Annotated in this window: 15 protein-coding genes; 8 read left to right on the top strand and 7 right to left on the bottom strand. The window is 30.4% G+C overall.

Annotated features, from left to right (window positions below; genetic code table 11):
- From L1S34_RS13725 to L1S34_RS13690, 8 genes are all read left to right on the top strand, one after another.
- Positions 1 to 909, top strand: coding sequence for a hypothetical protein (locus tag L1S34_RS13725; protein ID WP_236364519.1), 909 nt, complete (start codon positions 1 to 3; stop codon positions 907 to 909).
- Positions 910 to 1002: 93 nt separating this feature from the next.
- Positions 1003 to 3147, top strand: a complete 2145-nt coding sequence (locus L1S34_RS13720) for an AAA family ATPase (protein ID WP_236364518.1) — start codon at positions 1003 to 1005, stop codon at positions 3145 to 3147.
- Positions 3147 to 4580 carry an McrC family protein gene (locus L1S34_RS13715; protein WP_236364516.1) on the top strand — a complete coding sequence of 478 codons (1434 nt, stop codon included), beginning with the start codon at positions 3147 to 3149 and terminating at the stop codon, positions 4578 to 4580. Before L1S34_RS13720 ends, L1S34_RS13715 begins: the two co-directional genes overlap by 1 nt.
- A gap of 2 nt (positions 4581 to 4582) precedes the next feature.
- The gene (locus tag L1S34_RS13710; protein ID WP_236364514.1) at positions 4583 to 7783 is read left to right on the top strand and encodes a type I restriction endonuclease subunit R; all 3201 of its coding nucleotides are present in this window, start codon (positions 4583 to 4585) and stop codon (positions 7781 to 7783) included.
- A 157-nt stretch (positions 7784 to 7940) separates the two neighbouring features.
- Positions 7941 to 9902 (top strand): ATP-dependent nuclease, encoded by a 1962-nt coding sequence (locus L1S34_RS13705; protein WP_236364511.1) that lies wholly within the window; start codon positions 7941 to 7943, stop codon positions 9900 to 9902.
- A complete protein-coding gene (locus L1S34_RS13700; RefSeq protein WP_236364510.1) occupies positions 9899 to 11872 on the top strand; it encodes a UvrD-helicase domain-containing protein in 1974 nt (657 codons plus the stop codon). Before L1S34_RS13705 ends, L1S34_RS13700 begins: the two co-directional genes overlap by 4 nt.
- Positions 11873 to 12168: 296 nt before the next feature.
- On the top strand, positions 12169 to 12315 hold the full coding sequence (locus L1S34_RS13695; protein ID WP_236364508.1) for a hypothetical protein: 147 nt from the start codon (positions 12169 to 12171) through the stop codon (positions 12313 to 12315).
- An 11-nt stretch (positions 12316 to 12326) separates the two neighbouring features.
- A complete protein-coding gene (locus L1S34_RS13690) occupies positions 12327 to 12491 on the top strand; it encodes a hypothetical protein (protein ID WP_236364507.1) in 165 nt (54 codons plus the stop codon).
- A 137-nt stretch (positions 12492 to 12628) separates the two neighbouring features.
- On the opposite strand, the gene L1S34_RS13685 is transcribed toward L1S34_RS13690, so the two are convergent.
- From L1S34_RS13685 to L1S34_RS13655, 7 genes are all read right to left on the bottom strand, one after another.
- Positions 12629 to 13399, bottom strand: a complete 771-nt coding sequence (locus L1S34_RS13685) for a hypothetical protein (protein ID WP_236364505.1) — start codon at positions 13397 to 13399, stop codon at positions 12629 to 12631.
- 2 nt (positions 13400 to 13401) lie between these two features.
- A complete protein-coding gene (locus tag L1S34_RS13680) occupies positions 13402 to 14052 on the bottom strand; it encodes a hypothetical protein (RefSeq protein WP_236364503.1) in 651 nt (216 codons plus the stop codon).
- Entirely contained in the window at positions 14049 to 14468 is a 420-nt protein-coding gene (locus L1S34_RS13675) for a hypothetical protein (RefSeq protein ID WP_236364501.1), read from the bottom strand. The genes L1S34_RS13680 and L1S34_RS13675 overlap by 4 nt, the downstream gene beginning before the upstream one ends.
- 29 nt (positions 14469 to 14497) lie before the next feature.
- Positions 14498 to 14827 carry a helix-turn-helix domain-containing protein gene (locus L1S34_RS13670; protein ID WP_236364500.1) on the bottom strand — a complete coding sequence of 110 codons (330 nt, stop codon included), beginning with the start codon at positions 14825 to 14827 and terminating at the stop codon, positions 14498 to 14500.
- A gap of 222 nt (positions 14828 to 15049) precedes the next feature.
- Complete coding sequence (locus L1S34_RS13665; protein WP_236364497.1) at positions 15050 to 15937, bottom strand: hypothetical protein; 888 nt, start codon at positions 15935 to 15937, stop codon at positions 15050 to 15052.
- On the bottom strand, positions 15924 to 17066 hold the full coding sequence (locus L1S34_RS13660) for a tyrosine-type recombinase/integrase (protein WP_236364495.1): 1143 nt from the start codon (positions 17064 to 17066) through the stop codon (positions 15924 to 15926). Before L1S34_RS13660 ends, L1S34_RS13665 begins: the two co-directional genes overlap by 14 nt.
- 5 nt (positions 17067 to 17071) lie before the next feature.
- Positions 17072 to 17632: a helix-turn-helix domain-containing protein gene (locus L1S34_RS13655; protein ID WP_236364493.1), complete on the bottom strand. Its 561-nt coding sequence runs from the start codon at positions 17630 to 17632 to the stop codon at positions 17072 to 17074.
- Positions 17633 to 17734: the final 102 nt, after the last annotated feature.

The raw sequence follows: 17734 nt of genomic DNA, 5'->3' as shown, positions 1-17734 counted from the left end.
ATGGAAACACCAATATATACAAGGCATACCGTAGAAGAACTAATGAATGCCTATTTGAAAGTAAAAGGAGATGCTGAATTTTCAAATTACTTTCTAGAGCAATACAATCAGACATTCAATGATTTTGTAATTGATGTTGAAGATTCTGATGAAGTCCCTTCAATAAGAGCATTAAATTTTTGTTTTGAATATTACATGCCTATCTTTTTGAAACAGCTTGACAAAGGACATTCAGCAAAGTGGGCTCATGAATACGCTTTTTCTTCTGAAGAAGAAGACTCTATTATATACAATGCGTATCAAGATATAAAAGAAATCGACCCCTTATGGGCTCAGAATGAACTAATCATACACTGTAAATCATTAGGAATTACAGATCCCATGCAAGTAAATTATTATATTAATTTAATTGACGTAGGAGTTCTTTCTGAAAAAGCTGTCCACAGGTCTGAAACCTATATTGATATATTTAACAAGGAGCTATCTAAGGGCAAGTCATTTTTGTACTCACAAGTATATGCAAATGAGAAAGCAGCGGGGTTTTATTCTGAAATATATTGTAAGGCCTATGTATGGGCTTTTGAAGAAACTGTACTCAAAAGTAAGTCTGAAAGTTTTAGAAATATATTTAACAATGATTTCGCTGAAGTTATAGCTGATAATTTTAATGATCTTGAGCAAGCAATGAATGACGATGACTTTTACTTCTATGTCAATCCAATTATTGCAAGCGCACAAGTAAAAGATTATATCGAAACTCACATAGTTGAAAATCCAGAAAAATTCAGAACTCTTTATGTCGATATCTTTGAAAAAATAAATACTCTAGACCAATCACCTCTGTTACAAATAGAGAAAGATATCGATGAAGAGGTGTTGAAATTGACATTGGAGAAAATGGAGAATTAAAATCAAAATCTAAATGAGAACATCCAGATTAATGTATGGGTTGCACAGTACGAAGGAGCTAAAAATCGGAATATTTCAAATTATAGATTAAGTATGAATTATTGGCACATACAATTACATCCTAACAATCGAGGAAAATTTACTAAAACACGTATCATAGAAATTCTTACTCAAAAGGAAGTAATTGGTTTGGGTGACGCATGGAATGATAAAAACGGAAATCCTAGCGGCGCACCCGAAATATTTGAAAAAGAAATGCAAATTGGAGATATTGTCATGGTTCGCGATACTATTACTCCTGTAGCATTGGTGAGAGTTGCAGGGAAAGCCTATTTAGAACAAAACACCGATGATAATTTCGATTGGTTCAATCTACGAAGAAAAATAAATATCATTGCAATATATGATGCTTCAATTGAAGATTTAAAAAAGAATCTCATCGATAAATATGATGTAAATTATCTACAAGCACCTGGTACTTTAACAAAATGCCAAGGAAATAATGCTACAAATGATTTTATTAAAGAGTGGTACAAATTCACAATTAGGAAAACACTAATGGAAAAAATAAACTTGAGTTCAGAGAGGCAGTTGGAAATTAAAAACATGTGGATAAATTTTAAAGACAGCTATAATTTGAAAGGTCTTGAATGGGCTAAAAACGAAGCTCTTAAATTGTCTGCAGAATGGCAACAATATAAAACTAAAATTGAAGACAATAGTTTAAGTATCGAGGAATACACCAATCGTAAAGATGCAGTAACGGCAACCATGCCGGGGAGTTATTTGTGTAATTTTTTAGAAAGAGATACCAAAACAGTTTTTGGATCTTCAAAACCAGGCAACTCCAATAATTTTGAAATAAAATTGAATAGTGATGGCAAAACCTATACCATTCGAACAGAATTAAAACAAGGAGACAAAGGGGAAAACAAAAACGATCTTGACAAATCAGTATTGTATTTTAATAATCAAGTAAAGCCAATTTTAAAGAAAATTGTCAAAACACAAGATAGTAGAGAAAAAGTGGATGCGGTAGAAAATAGCAATTATGCCGCCAAACAAGTACTTCGTAAAATAGCTGTATTAGACAAAACAGGGGAGTTTTTGTTTATATATTCAGATAATATTATCGATGTTTTACATGCAGAATTTGTGGGTAGTGATGAAGCTACCAACCTAGGTAAAAACCATGAGATTAGACTTGTTGCCAATAAAATATTAGATTTAAACAAAGATGATGTCGTAGAATCAATTTTACTTTCTTGGTTTTTATGGCGATATGCCAACACCCAAAGCATTGCCGATGAAAACACACCAAACGTAATATTATATGGTCCTCCCGGAACGGGTAAAACCTATGCGGTAAAACAAAGTTTGGATTTTATTTGCCAAGGTGATCGCAGCCGTTACGAGTTTGTGCAGTTTCATCCTTCCTTTACCTATGAAGATTTTATTGAAGGTATCAAACCCAAAGGAGTAACTCCTGACGGAAATATTAAGTTTGAATTGGTCGATGGAATTTTTAAAAGTTTTTGCAAAAAAGCCAAAGCAAATCCAGATAAGAAATTTTATTTTGTAGTTGATGAGATTAATAGAGCCAACCTTTCCTCTGTATTTGGAGAAACGCTATTGTGTTTAGAAAAAGACTACCGCCATGATGTGCAAAATAGCAAAGATGAAAATCTTATTAAAACACAGTATTCAACTTTAATCGAAGAAATGATAAAAGAAAATCCTGCTAAGGAAGAATTAGCTTATCATTATCAGGATGGTAAAGCTTATTTTGGTGTGCCTAATAATGTGTTCTTCATTGGTATGATGAACGATATAGACAAAAGTATTGATGCTTTTGATTTGGCTTTACGCCGAAGATTCAAATGGATTCGCAAGGACTGTGATTATGAGGTAATCGAACAAGAAACGAAGTTTAGAAATGGTGAGGAATTCACCAATATCGATAGTTATGTAAAAGCATGTAGAAGCTTAAACGATTATATCAATACAAAACTAGGTCTAGGAAAATCGTATGAATTTGGGCATTCATTTTTTATGAAAATACCGGCTATGGCAAGTAGAAAAGAAATTACAACAAAAAATTTAGAGAATTTATTTCAACTTCATATGAGTCCAACGCTTAAAGAATACTTAAGAGCAATGTTTGCTGAAAGTGAGTTAGATGATAAATTGGCAAAAGCATTAACAGAATTTACAAAACCTCTAACAGCAAAATCTTAATGCGCATAAACGTACCCACCAATCATAATTTTTATGAAGAAGCTTCTTTAACAGAAATTCAGTTAAAGGAACGATTTGGTGTGCGTCTTGCAAAAGAAGTTGAAAACGTAAAAAGCAATTTGTTTAGTTCGACTTTTGAGTTTACCTCAAAAAGTAAAACATTAGAGCAGGTGCAAATTTTTGGTTTTAAAAACAATCGAAATAAGTTAGATGAGGACGAACAACTAATACTTAAACTCTATTCTAAGGAGTATCCTAAAGAAGAAAAGAAATACATTATTCAAACAGGATTATTTGCCGGCGTTTTGTACCACAAAGGATGTCAATTTAACATCACAACTCCTTACGGCGAAACATTTTTGAATAGAATGTTGAACTTTATAAATGATGTCTATGTTGACAATCAGGAAGCAAAAGCGTCAAAATCAAAAGACACAAACGAGTTTCAAAATATTATTGCCTATCTGTTTATTCAAGCTTTAGAAAAAGCTTCGGTAATGGGTTTACCCAAAATATATCAAACCCAAACACAGCGTAGCCATAAAGTAAGAGGGAAAATTGATGTAAATGCGTACTTAAAACACGATTTCCCATTTCAAGGTAAACTAACAACTTCATTCAGAGAACAAGTATATGTTCAAGAAATTATTGATGTTTTATACCTTGCATGTAAAAAACTAGAACAAAGTTTCGGTAAAGAAATACACAGAAAAATTCATGGTATCTACCAGTTGTTAAAACAAAATTATTCTGGTATTTATGCGCAGCATACTACTATTGAGAAAGCAAAAAATCATAGTGTGCTTCAAAATCCTATGTTTCGTCCTTTTAAAAATGTATTGACGTATGCCGAAATTATTTTGAAAGACCAGAGTTTAGAAACTTTAGATCATAAAGACAACTTAGCAACAACGGGCTATTTATTTGACATCTCTCAATTATTTGAAGTGTACCTTGAAAAGCTTTTAAGCAGGCATTTTTCTGATTGGTATGTTACCGGTCAAGAAGAGCTAAATGTATATACCGACTTGTTTTATGGTCGTAAAATGTTTCCGGATTTAGTGATGAGGCATAAAGAAACGAATGTAATAATCGTTTTTGATGCCAAATTTAAGAAAATGAGAAGTATTAAAAAAGATGTGGATCGAAGTGATTTTTATCAAATACATTCCTATATCCAATATTACCAACCCAATGTTTTATTCGGGGGATTATTATTCCCTTTTTCTCAAAATATAGATACCGTAAAAACACATTCAAAAAGTCTCTTTGCTAATGATAACAACAACCATTCTTTTATCGTTGATGGAATTTTTATTCAAAAAGACATGAGTATGGAGGATATTTCAGTACGTGAAAATGAATTTTTATCGAGAATTGAAGAACTTATTGCTAAGTTTGAAATTAGCTATGATAAGCTATTAATAGAATAATTATGAGCTACGAATATTCAGAAGATGCCCTGATAGAACAAGCTACTCACGATGTATTAGAAGAGTTAGGTTGGAAAGTGGTAACCGCATGGACAAAAGAATCCTTTGGTGAGCATGGTTTATTAGGTCGTGAGAACAAATCAGAAGTGATTTTAAAACGTTATGTTATCCAGGCTTTGGCTAACTTAAATCCTGATTTATCTCTTTCTGTCTATGAACAGGCCTATGAGCTTATAGCTCAAAAAGCTGCCGATAAAAAGCTAGGAAGTATTAATAAAGAAAAGTACGAGCTGCTTAAAAATGGTGTTCCGGTAGTCTATACTAACGATAACGGTGAACTAGTAAAAAAGAAACTCAAAATTTTTGATTATAATAACTACACAAACAATCATTTTTTAGCAGTCCGCCAGCTAGAGATTGTGGGAGAATTGTACAGCCGCCGTCCAGATGTAATTGGTTTTGTAAATGGCATTCCATTAGTTTTTTTCGAATTAAAAGGACATCATACTGATTTACGTAATTCCTATAATGACAATATCAAAGATTATAAAGACACCATCGCACAGGTGTTTCATACTAATGCTTTTATTGTATTGAGTAATGGTGTGGATAGTAAAGTAGGTACAGTTACGAGTCCGTATAAATTCTTTTTGGATTGGAAACGTATTGAAGAAGACGAGGAAGGTGTTGTGAGTTTAGATACTATGCTTCGTGGAACTTGCGCACCACATCGTTTGATGGATCTGTTTGAGAATTTTTTACTATTTGACGAAAATAGTGGAGATGTGGTCAAATTAATGGCCAAAAACCACCAGTACATTGGAGTAAACAAAGTATTAGAAAATGTTAGAAATATTGAAGACCTTCAAGGGAAATTAGGAGTTTATTGGCATACTCAAGGTAGCGGAAAGTCCTATTCCATGGTTTTCCTGTGCGAAAAAGTGCACCGTAAATTTGGAGGTGCTTACACCTTTTTAATTGCAGTTGACAGAACCGAATTAGAAAATCAATTGTATGACACTTTTTCTGGAGCAGGCATCGTAAATGATAAAAATATTGTTGCAGGAAATAAAACAGGAATAACAGGACGCGATCATCTAAGAGAATTATTAGCAGAGAACCATCGTTATGTGTTTACTTTAATTCATAAGTTTTCTATAGATCCTAATAAAGAAACCGAATATCCATTAATTACAGATCGTAAAAATATCATCGTAATTTCTGATGAAGCACACCGTACACAAGGCGGAACTTATGCTAGAAACATGCGTTACTTTGGTTTACCCAATGCCTCTTATCTCGGTTTTACAGGAACTCCAATAATTAAGGATGAAGAGGAATTAACTAAAAATATATTTGGTGAATATGTCTCTGTGTATGACTTTAAACGAGCAATTGAAGATGAAGCAACACTTCCATTACTTTACATTAACAGAGGAGAAAAATTAGAGTTAGATAATCCAGAGTTGGATGATAAAATGGCTGAGGTACTTGAAGATGAAAATCTTGAAGACGATCAAAAGAAAAAACTATCCTATTTATTTCAAAAAAACTATCCGATCCTTACTGCTGAAAAGCGACTGGACGATATTGCAAAAGATTTGGTTTGGCATTTTAACGAAAGGGGTTATCAAGGAAAAGCAATGTATGTGGCGCTAGATAAGCCTACAGCGGTACGAATGCATAAATTGGTAACCAAATATTGGCCTTTATACTTAAAAGAACTTGAAGCTCGAATTGCAGCAGCACAAGACCAGCAAGAAGCGCAAGAATTACAACGCAAATACAACAAGGTTGCCGAAACAGAGATTTGTGTAGTAGTTAGTAGTGAACAAAATGAAGTTGATAAATTCAGGAAAATGAATTTAGATATTGAGCAACACCGACGCAAAATGGTGGAGCGCAATTTAGAAAAAGAGTTTAAAGATGCTGAAAATCCCTTCCGTTTAGCCATCGTTTGTGCTATGTGGATCACCGGTTTTGATGCGCAATGCGTTTCGACAGTCTATTTGGATAAACCCATAAAAGGCCATACACTGATGCAAACCATTGCAAGGGCAAACCGAGTGTATGACGACGAAAAAGAGAATGGACTGATCGTAGATTACGGAAATGTCTATAAGAAATTGGAACAAGCATACTCCGTTTACGGAGAGGGAGGAAAAGGAGGTTCAGGCCAAGAAACAGGTAAAGCTGTTGAAGAAATTGCTGATTTAGAGAAAGAATTAAAAAAGGCAATCAAAGAAGTTAAGGAATACTTGAAAACATTAGATTTCAAACTTTCTATTTTATTTGATGTTAAACCAATGGAAAAAATTGGTTTGCTTAAGAAAGCTGGGGATTGTATATGTTTAAATGAAACAACCCGTACCAGTTTTGAAATGATGGCTCGTTCTGTTTTCAGGAAGTATAAAGCCTTGTTTCCAGAAGAACAAGCAAAACCATACATCAAAGAATTCAATGCTATTGATGCCATTTATAGTTTACTGAATCAAAATGTAAAGTCTGCGGATGTAACAACCATTATGATGCAATTGCAAAGTATCGTAAACGAAAGTGTACATTTAGAGAAAAGCGAAATGAATGAGGCAAAGGAGGAAGTCTATGTTGATTTAAGTAAATTGGACTTTGAAAAGTTAAAAGCAGCTTTTGCAAAAGCACCTCACAAAAACAGCTTAGTCTTTGATTTGCAAAAGGCCATAGATCAAAAACTACAACAAATGCTTAAAGAAAATCCGTTGCGTTTGGATTTTTATGAGCGATACAAAGAGATTGTAGCCGAATATAATAGAGGTAAATCGATGGAAGATACCATTGCCACATTTGACAAACTGAGCAATTATATTACAGATTTGACTTTTGAAGAGCAACGAGCCATGAGAGAAAATCTTAATGACCAGGAAACCTTGGCCATTTTTGATTTACTAAGAGAAGGAAAAGATCTTGAAGGAAAAGAACTCAAACAAGTTAAAAAAGTAGCTCAGGAAACACTCGAAAAACTAAAAGCTGAGAAATTGAAAATTGATCGCTGGAGAGAAAAAAGAGAAGTTACTGCTCAAGTGAAAAGTGAAATTTACAACCAATTGTTATGGCTTCCACAAGAAGCATATACTGATGAAGAAGTAAGCCTTAAAACCGTGACAATTTATCAGCATATATATTCTAATTATTATGGTGGTGGGAATAGTGTTTATCAATCCTAATCTTATATTCTTACAATAATGTGCAAGAGCAATAAACTCGACCAATATTTTAGAACGGATGTTAATCTGTTAATTCTCAAAAATTAAATTATAACACATTTTCACTGTATATAATTTTTAACTATCGTCACAATAATAACTTCCTTATCAAAAAAAAATGCATATAAATTCAATTTCAATTAAGAACTTCAGACTTCTCAAAGCCTCTACTTTAATTTTAAATAAAAAGGAAAGACAAGATTTAACGTTACTAATAGGTAAAAATAATAGCGGTAAAACTTCATTTATAGTACTCTTCGATAAATTCCTTAGAAGTGATGATTTTGATTTTCATGACTTCCCTATGTCATTAAGAAAAAAAATATTAGAAATAAATAATGAGAGTGATATTAATGAATTCGCTATTGAATTGAAAATCGAGATTCAATACAGTAAAGATGATAATTTAGAAAACCTATCTGAATTTATTATTGATTTAAATCCAAAAGAAAATTCAGTAAAATTATTATTTGAATGTTCTATCGATAAGGATAAATTATTGAAAGATCTAGTTTCAATAGAAAGTGATAAAAAAAATAAATTTGTTGAGAAGTATATAACAGAATATCTAGATAAAAAGTTATACATATATAGTTCTGAAGACGATTTATTGGATAAAGATAAACTTGTCAAAAAAGCCATAACAGATATAAGGAAAATTATCAACTATCAGGTTATACATGCCAAGAGAAATTTAGCTAGTTCCGAATCAAGTGTAGGTAACAACCTCCCACTTTCAAGATTAAGTTCTGATTATTTCAATAAAGAAAATAAATTTTCGGAAGAAAGTTTCAGTGATATTAACAACTCCATTTTAGAGATGGACGAAAAACTAAATGAATCTTATAAAAAACATTTTGAGGGATATTTTAGCACTGTTAATGAATTTTTAAGTGGAGCTAGTCTGAATGTTATTTCAAATATTGAATCTAAACAAATTCTTTCGAATTATTCAAAAATAGTTTACGGAACGGATCCTGGTTCTTTTCTGCCAGAATCTCTAAATGGCTTGGGTCACTTGAATATTTTATTCTTATTATTACAAATTGAGGTAAAAAAGAAGTTTTTTGAACAGGAAAACAAGGACATTAATTTGTTATTTATAGAAGAGCCAGAAGCACATACGCACCCTCAAATGCAATATATTTTTGCCAATAAAATTAAAGATATAATAACTAAAATTCCAAATTTACAAACTTTTATTTCTTCTCATTCATCACATATAGTTTCCCAATGTGATTTTAAAGATATTAGATATTTTAAAAGAATAAAGGACGAAATTAAGATCAAAAATTTCTACAATGAACTTGAAGCAAAATATAGTTCAGAACCTGATCATTTTAAATTCTTAAAACAATACTTAACTCTTTATTCTTCTGAATTGTTTTTTGCAGAAAAAATAATATTCTTAGAGGGAGTTTCTGAAAAATTTCTCTTACCCTATTTTATCAAGAATTATGATGAATCTAGAAAAAGTGAAAAAGATTACATGCCAATATCATCTCAAAACATTTCTTTTATCGAAGCAGGCGCAAACGCAAAAGTATTTAGACATTTTATAGAATTTCTTAATATTAAAACCTTAATTATTACTGATTTGGATACAACTGCATATAATCATGATAAAAAAAGGTGGAAAGCTATTTCTGTTAATGAAGGAGTCCGTACAAGTAATATAACTTTAGAATATTATTTAAATAGTTCTTCTGATAAATCATCAGCTCAATATACAGAATGGTTTACAAAATTGAAAACTAAAATGAATCCAACTATAAATCCATCCATTGAAGTTGCGTATCAAGTCAAACAAAATAATTATCACGCGAGAAGCTTTGAAGACGCATTTATAAGTTGCAATTTATCGTTAATTTTTAAATACAAAGACGATGAAAATTTCTTAGGGTTGAAGAATAAAGATAAATTAGTAGATACTAGGACAGATTATTATAATTTAACGAATGAAGTATTAGATAGCAAATCAGAATTTGCTTCATCTCTGCTGTATCTATCTTTGTCTAAAGATGTTAAATGGGAAACACCAAAATATATTTTAGATGCTTTAAAATGGATTTCTGAATGAGTAATGCAATCGAACAAATCAAAACCATAATTGAAAGCAATCAATTAAAAGATGAAACCTTTAAAAATTTTGTTTTACAAGGTGGGGCAGGAAGTGGCAAGACAGAATCATTAAAAGAGTTAATTTCTTTTATTTCGGATAAATATCCAGATGCCAAAATTGCATGTATTACTCATACCAATGTTGCTGTTGATGAAATAAAAAAACGGGTTGGTGACAAATATGATATTTCCACAATACATTCATTTTTAAATTCGTTAATCAAAAATTACAAAAGAAATATTAAACAGATTCTAAATCATATTTTTTGTCTTTCTGAAGAAGAAATAACTAATCATGACGATTATAAAAAAAGATATGAGAAATATTCTAAAAAAACTTTTCTGATAAATAACAAAATATCTGCAAAAGTAATTGGAAAAAGAGATTATGATAAAGGTCCGGAAATATTTAATTTCGATTTATTAAGTAAAATAAAATCGTTGAATGAACAAATCGTTCAAATCATATCCGAAAAAGATCAAAATACAATTGGATATAATGAAACGAAGTTTGACTCATTTGAAGATCTGACATTCTCTCATGATTCTTTATTGACTATTGCGTATAAATTGTGTGAGAAGTATGATTTATTGAGTAAAATAATCAGCGATAAGTATGATTTCATATTTATAGATGAGTACCAAGATACAAATCCACTCATAATAAATTTATTTTTAGGACTACTTCCTAAAAGTAAAAAGACTACTATTGGTTTATTTGGCGATTCAATGCAAGGTATATACGATGATGGTATTGGTGATGTCAATCAACTTATCGAAAGTAGGGCATTGCACAAAGTGGATAAAGATGATAATTATAGATGTTCAGTTGGCGTAATTTCTTTTATAAACCAGTTGAGAAATGATTCAATTGAACAAAAATTGGCATTAAAAATTGGCGAAAATGAAACTAATAGAAACGGAAAAACAAAATTGTTTTATAAGATTATTGGTAAAAAACCAAATGCATTTAGTTCCCAAGAAGATAAACAATTATATGTTGACCAATTAAACAGTTTTATAATTGAGATTAAAAATGAATTGAAATTTTCGGCTTCTAAATTATTAATGCTGACTAATAAATCAATATCCTCAGAATTAGGATTTTCAAATCTATACAATACTTTTAATGATAGATTTACTGATGTAAAGGATGAAATTGAAAAAGAGTTAGCAAAGATTCAAATATTAGAAATTGTTGAACTTACTAATTATTACAATTCTAAAAACTATAATCCATTATTAGTTGCTTTAAAAAAGAATGGATTTGTAATAAAAACAATTGAAGATAAAGAAAAAGTTACTAACTGTTTTGGAGAGCTAACAAAAGGAACAAAAAGTTTGTCTGAAACTTTGCAATATTGCTATGAAAATAAATTAATTAGAAAATCTGAAAGAGCGGCGAACTATGAAAAAAATAAAAATAAATTTTTGGCAGAATTTAATGGGAACCAAAATTTTTTAGATTTAGAGACTTTATATTGTGAAGGTATAAATACTGTAAGTAGACTTCAAAAAGATAAAGATATAGAAATATCTCAGGAAAAATTTGATGATTTCATATATAATTTTAGGAAGAAAAAGTTTTTTGAAGAGCTGTTTTCAGAAAAGATTAAGCTAAAAGATGTGTTTAATTATATTAATTATTTAAATGAAGAATCAGATTATATTACAATGCATAAAACAAAAGGTTCAGGAATTGAAAATGTAATTGTTGTTCTAGATGAATATTTTTGGAATAAATATAATTTTAAAAGTATTTACGATGATTCTGCTGCGCAAGAAAGACGATTAATGAACCAAAAAATATTTTATGTCGCTTGCTCACGAGCAATTAAAGATTTAGTAATAATACGTTTAGTTGAAGATGAAAGTGAAGAAAACATGTTGCTAGAATATTTTAAAAACTGTGAGATAAAAAAGAAGTAAGAAACTGTGTCAGCACACCAGGCTCTCCGAAGTTTCTTGATTCGGAACAATTAGATTTATCTCTAGCAACTTTTGAAATAAGCAAAGCAACTTCAAGTTTCTGAAAATTACCAACCATTGATAAAGAAATTAAAAAAATAAACTGCTCTACATCCCTAAAAAACGATTTTGTTCCTCAACATGAGCTGATATGATTCTGTATTATATCAGTTTTTTTTTATTTCTGAATTTTGAATCATAATTAAAGCGGAAGCCGAAAAGCTAGATATAGTAGGTAAATTTTAAAATTAAAAATCATGAAAAATACAGATCAAAATTCAGGGACAAATAGTGGGAACAGTTCAAAATTAGGAGCTGCGTCAAGGGGAAACTCTAATCCTAATTACCAAAGTAAAACAGGGAACCCTTCTGGACCATCAAGAGGAAACACACCAAAACGTTAAATTTAGAAATTATGGTATATACAATCGTAGTGGGGTTTAATTCGCTTGATATTCAAAATCAAGTCAATAAACTATTAGCAGATAAATGGGAATTATTGGGAGGTATTGCTACAGCTTATAATAAGTATGAAGATAAGTTTCAGTATTCACATGCAATGGTTAAAAACGAAAAATAATTGCACCGTGTTATAGTTGACAATAGCTAAAATTTAATTTACAAAAAAAAAAGGAGTAGTACTTAATTTTACTGCTCCTTTTCTATTTTCCAATTGTTTGTTTTTGAGGTTTTTCCATTTGAGACACGTTCTTTTTTCTAAGTTTTTAAAAATTTCCCTCTAAAACTTTTTCCATTAGCTTGAATAAAATTGAAGTCATCTAAAATGCGGTCATAAATATGTCCACCGTATTTTAATCCAAATTGGTCAAGTCCCTTTTCGAAGTCACTTGGAAATGCCTTGTCGAAATTACAAGTAATTAATGTTTTTGAACGTTTGGAATTTCTTAAGAATAATATTTTTTCAAACAGGTTTACTTTTCCATAATTTGAGGCGACATCTTCCGTTTTGACATCATCATAAAACCGAAACCCTCTTTGATGTTTTAGATAAAAGTCCTCTTTCTCCTCGGCTGTTTGTATTTTTTCATACTCAATTACTACATCATTTGCTGCTATTGATTTAAAATGTGATGCTGGATTATAAAATACAAATTTATTGAACACTTGTTCTAAGGCTAAAAGGATACTTGTTTTTCCAATTCCATAATTTCCCATTATTAAAAGGCCATTTGCAAAAGAAGGAGTAGTACCCTCTGGAATAACTAGGCAAGGTGATCTAAAAAATCTATGGTCCTTGTAAAAGTAGCAAATAATGGTACAAAGTAATTCATTGCTATCTTTTGTAAGTTCAAATTCACGATTAAACTTATTTTTGAATTCAACAAAAAACAAGTTTCGTATTTCTTTCATGGTATAATTTCTTAAGTACATTTTGGGTTTAATTATCAATGATTGATTACTTTCCATTTGAATGAAAGATTCAATTGTAAAGTTTTCGGGCTTTAATTTTTGTGGAATTTCTATCATAGTTATCTGTTTTTTGAAAATGTTTGACTTTTTGAACTCGAATTAATACTTCTCCATGTTTTAAGGCGATCTTCTAAATTCCAGTTGTTATATTCTTCAAATTTTGGGCGCCCAGTTTGACTATTTACAGTGCTGTAATAGTTATAGAAGCCATTTAAATGCTCTTGTGAATAAAATTTAGAAAATTGGAAAACTTGATTTTTAAAATTTTCTAATCTTTCTTTGATATCTTCTTCTTTCTTTACTTTCTTAGTTGTTGTTAATGGATTGTTTGTCGTTTGCGATCCGTTTGTTTTTTGACTGCCAATTTGCTCGTTATTTGTAATACTTGGAGCGTCATAAATGTCTGATTTATTAATTTTTATGATAGTAAATTTGTTTGTGCTTTGAGTATTGATATAATGAGTTTTTTTTAGTTTTTTCAAACAAGTTCTAATTGCAGTTTGCGAAAGGCCTGTTTCTTTACTTAGTTTATCTATTGATGTTATTAATTCACCGGGATTTATAGTATAGCCTTGCCATTGTTTTACTGTATAATTTGCCTTTGAAAGCAAATGGATCATAAGTCGTGAAGTGTTATGGTCTTGATACCATTCCCATTCAAGAATTGCTCTGTTTAGCTTTATGAAGCCTAGTTCTTTAAACTCTTTCATGGTAATTGTCTTTTTAAATAAACAATACTTTGAGTTTGCAAATCATAAAATGCCTTTGCTCCATCAGGGCTAATTGCTAAGTTCAAAATTGGTTGATAGCGTTGTTTTAATGAACCCAATAAATTCTGTATGTCTTTTTTAGTTGCAGGTTTATTTTCTTCTTTGGTAAAAATGCTTGTTAAAGCATTCACGGCAAGAGTTCCTGCTGCGGCATTTCCAACACCATGCCAGCTCATACTTTCGGATTTTTTTTCTGATTCCTTTTTATCTTCAACTGTTGGCAAGTTTGCTATTTTTAACTTACGCATCACAAAAGCTCTTGTCCTGCAACTGTTGCTGCAATACTTTTGTTTAACTCTCCGTTTTGGTAAATAGTCTTTGCCACAATATTGGCAGGTGTATAAATAGTTTTCCATTGTTCGTTATTTTTACGTTAGATTGACGCTTAAAACAATTTGTTTTTAGATAAATACTCGTTTGCTCTACTTTCAAGCGCTGATGTCGTTTCTTTTTTACCGCTTTTAATCCAATCTAAGATTTCAGATTTTAGGAAGTACAAACGTTTCCCTTTTTTGTGAAAAAAAATTTTGTTTTTATGCACGAGACCATAAACCGTCGAGACACTAAGGTCAATAAGTTTCGCAGTTTCTTCAATGTTCATGAAGATATCTTCAGTAGAAGAATTTGAGGGATTAAGGTTCTTTAAAACCTTTTCGGCAACTTGATCAGAAATTAAATTTATTATCTCTGAAAAGGGCATGTTGAAATTACTCATAGTTAATTTGTTTAAATGATTATATAATTTTAAACCAAAAGTATGAGTGATGTTTTGCTATCTTTATGTGTTTAGGTTTTGCTTAGTTTTTATTTCATATTTGTAAACAGTTGTATTTAAGGCACTTGTTTGATATTTTGGTAGCGAAAGGCATAAAAAAACAGCTAATTTTGTTTAGCTGTTTGTGTTTTAGTTTGTTTTATCGTTAATTTCTTTAATCTCTTAAATCTCTTTTTTAATTAGATTTAGTCTTGAATTGATAGCAGGGAGTTTGAAATAATTAATCTTATCGATTGTCGAATTTATAAGCTCTCTTTTTTTCTCTATCGAACTATAAGCTTCAATACCTTTCGAAACTCTGGTGTAATAATAATTTTTACTTGGTTCTTCAATAAACATTCTAAAATCATTTATGTTATTTGTTATTAACATGATTTTGCAAAACTCTGTAACTGGGATTTTAGAAGTTTTTATATGGCAAACATGTAATAAAAGTAATTTTTCTTCAAGAGAAAATTTACTTATTTCAAATTCTACCTCTTGATATTTACTTGTTTGAATTTCACCAGTTGCTTTCACTATTTTTACATATGTATCAGGGTAAAGTGTTTTATGTAGTTTTTTAAATAATGGGGTGTCTTCTAAAGCTAAATTGTTATAGGAAACAATCTCAAATTTTCTAAAATCATCAAGTTCATACATCATACTAAATAGTACACTATGATTATTAAATAATCTACTAATTTCATTAGACGACATTAATTTAGCCAAATCAGTGGTAAAATTGATGAAGGAGTAATTTGTAGGGAGATCTTGCGAACTAATAGACTTAAAATGGTCCAAAGTATCGTTTTTGAGGGCTAGCTTGATAAAATCTTCGGGATAATTACTTCTTGATATTTTAAAAACATGAAATGTATGATTTAAAGTACTGTTTTTTGTTATTTCATTACTGTTGATTTTAACTTGGATTCTTTCTAAAATATTATTGTGAGCGAAGCTGAAAGTTTTGTTTTTTTCTTTATATCTCAAAAGTTCGTCTTTGATTGAATTTTGCTCAAAAATATAGTTCTTGTTGTATTCTTCCTCGTAAATTTTATTGTAATCCATCTAAATCTAAGTTAATTCGGTTAGCAGCTTCAATTTTGTTTTTGTCCAGTATTTTGGTATAAATCTGAGTAGTAGAAAGGTTTTTATGTCCTAGTAATTTTGATACCGTATAAATATCTGTTCCGTTAGCTAATTGTAAGGTAGCATAGCTATGTCTAAAATTGTGGTAGGAAATTTTTTTTTGGATTCCTGATTTCTCAATCCAGTCTTTCATAGGTCTTGTAATCTCATGGTATTTTATATTACCAAAAATTAAACCTTGTTTTGTTCCTTGCTTTTTTAATATATCGTATGCAGTTTTAGAAATTGGATGGTTATGAATTGATTTCGTTTTTTGTTCTCGTAACATGATGTAATGATTTTGATGGCTATCATTAAAAACATCTTTCCAATCCAGATTATTTACATCTACAAACCGAAGTCCTGTCAAAGCTGAAAATAGTGCCATGTGTTTTACTTTTTCCATTTTTATTTCAGTTTTCCATAAAATCCCTAGTTCCTCTTCGGTTAAATATTGCCTATGTGTTTCTTGCTCTTTGATATATTCAGCATTTTCAGATAAGTTTTCAGTAATTAAATTGTCCTTGTAAGCTAATTTTAAAACAGCAATAAAGTTTTTAAAGTAGGATGACGCTGTATTTACGGATAGTTTCTTATCAGCTTTTCCCCTTGATGTTTTTGCCGTCAATAAATAGGCACGGAATTTTTTTACATGATTTGAAGAGAGTTGATGAGTCATTACCTTTTCACCAAATAGTAATGTAAAGTGGTTAAGAGATGCTTTCCATGTTTGATAATTAGATTTACTTCCTGTATTGTAATGTTCATCAACAACCGATTTAAAAAAGGTAATGAAATTAATGTTGAGGTTAATATTTTCCTTAAAACCAAATTCTTTATTTCTTAACTGCACTAAACGTTTTGCAGCTACCAATTCAGCCAAATCGTTGGATTCTGAATTGTGCTTTTTCTCTTCTTGTGATTTTGGGTTTTCGTAAATAAATAATTTTAAAAATTCTCGTCTTGTTTCCTTGCCAGTTTTAGTGTCGATAATAGGAGGATAATAGTCTAAGTAGAGACTCAATTTACCGCCAACAAGCTTCTTATTTCGTAATGTGACTTTGCTCATCTCTTTTATGTTAATACTTTTTCAATATGCTCTTTTTTTACTAATGTGTACTTTCCTTGCTTCCTTTTAGGAATCTTAAATTTACTTATTATGTTATATAATGCACCATTTGAAATTTTAAATTTATCTTGTATTTGCTGTATAGTATACGAGTTTTCTAAATTGTAATCGGTCATTAAATCGATTTTGTTTTTTTCTAGTATTTTTAGATTTGCATCAAAATAGAAATCGATGTCTTTTCTTCTAATAGTTGTTTTTCTTTCAGAGAAGTTGAAGGAATTGATGTCATTGCGTTCGATAAGTCTATAAATCGTTTTTGGTGACATATTCAATAGGAGAGAGGCCTGTCTTACTGTTAAAAAATCTCTGTCTTTAACTGGTTCTTTAATCTTGTTAACTTTCAAAAAAGTCTCTTTGTTACTCGCATTAATTTTTATGCTCTTTTGCCTTGATCGATATACTTTTTTAGTACAAGCCATCGAGCAATATTTTGTAACTGTAGTTCTTGCAATAAATTCTTTTTTGCATTGTTCACAGACTCTTATTATTTCAATATTTGAACTCATATAAAATGCTTTATGAATACTTAGGGATAATTAAGAGTAAATAAGGGTAAATAAGGGACATCATTTGACTCTATTTTTCAAATATATGCAAAAAATCAGATC

This window comes from Flavobacterium sp. K77 (assembly GCF_021608205.1).
GTDB lineage: Bacteria > Bacteroidota > Bacteroidia > Flavobacteriales > Flavobacteriaceae > Flavobacterium > Flavobacterium turcicum.
Note: the sequence above shows the minus strand (reverse complement) of the source record. Positions and strands in the feature narration are given on the sequence as shown.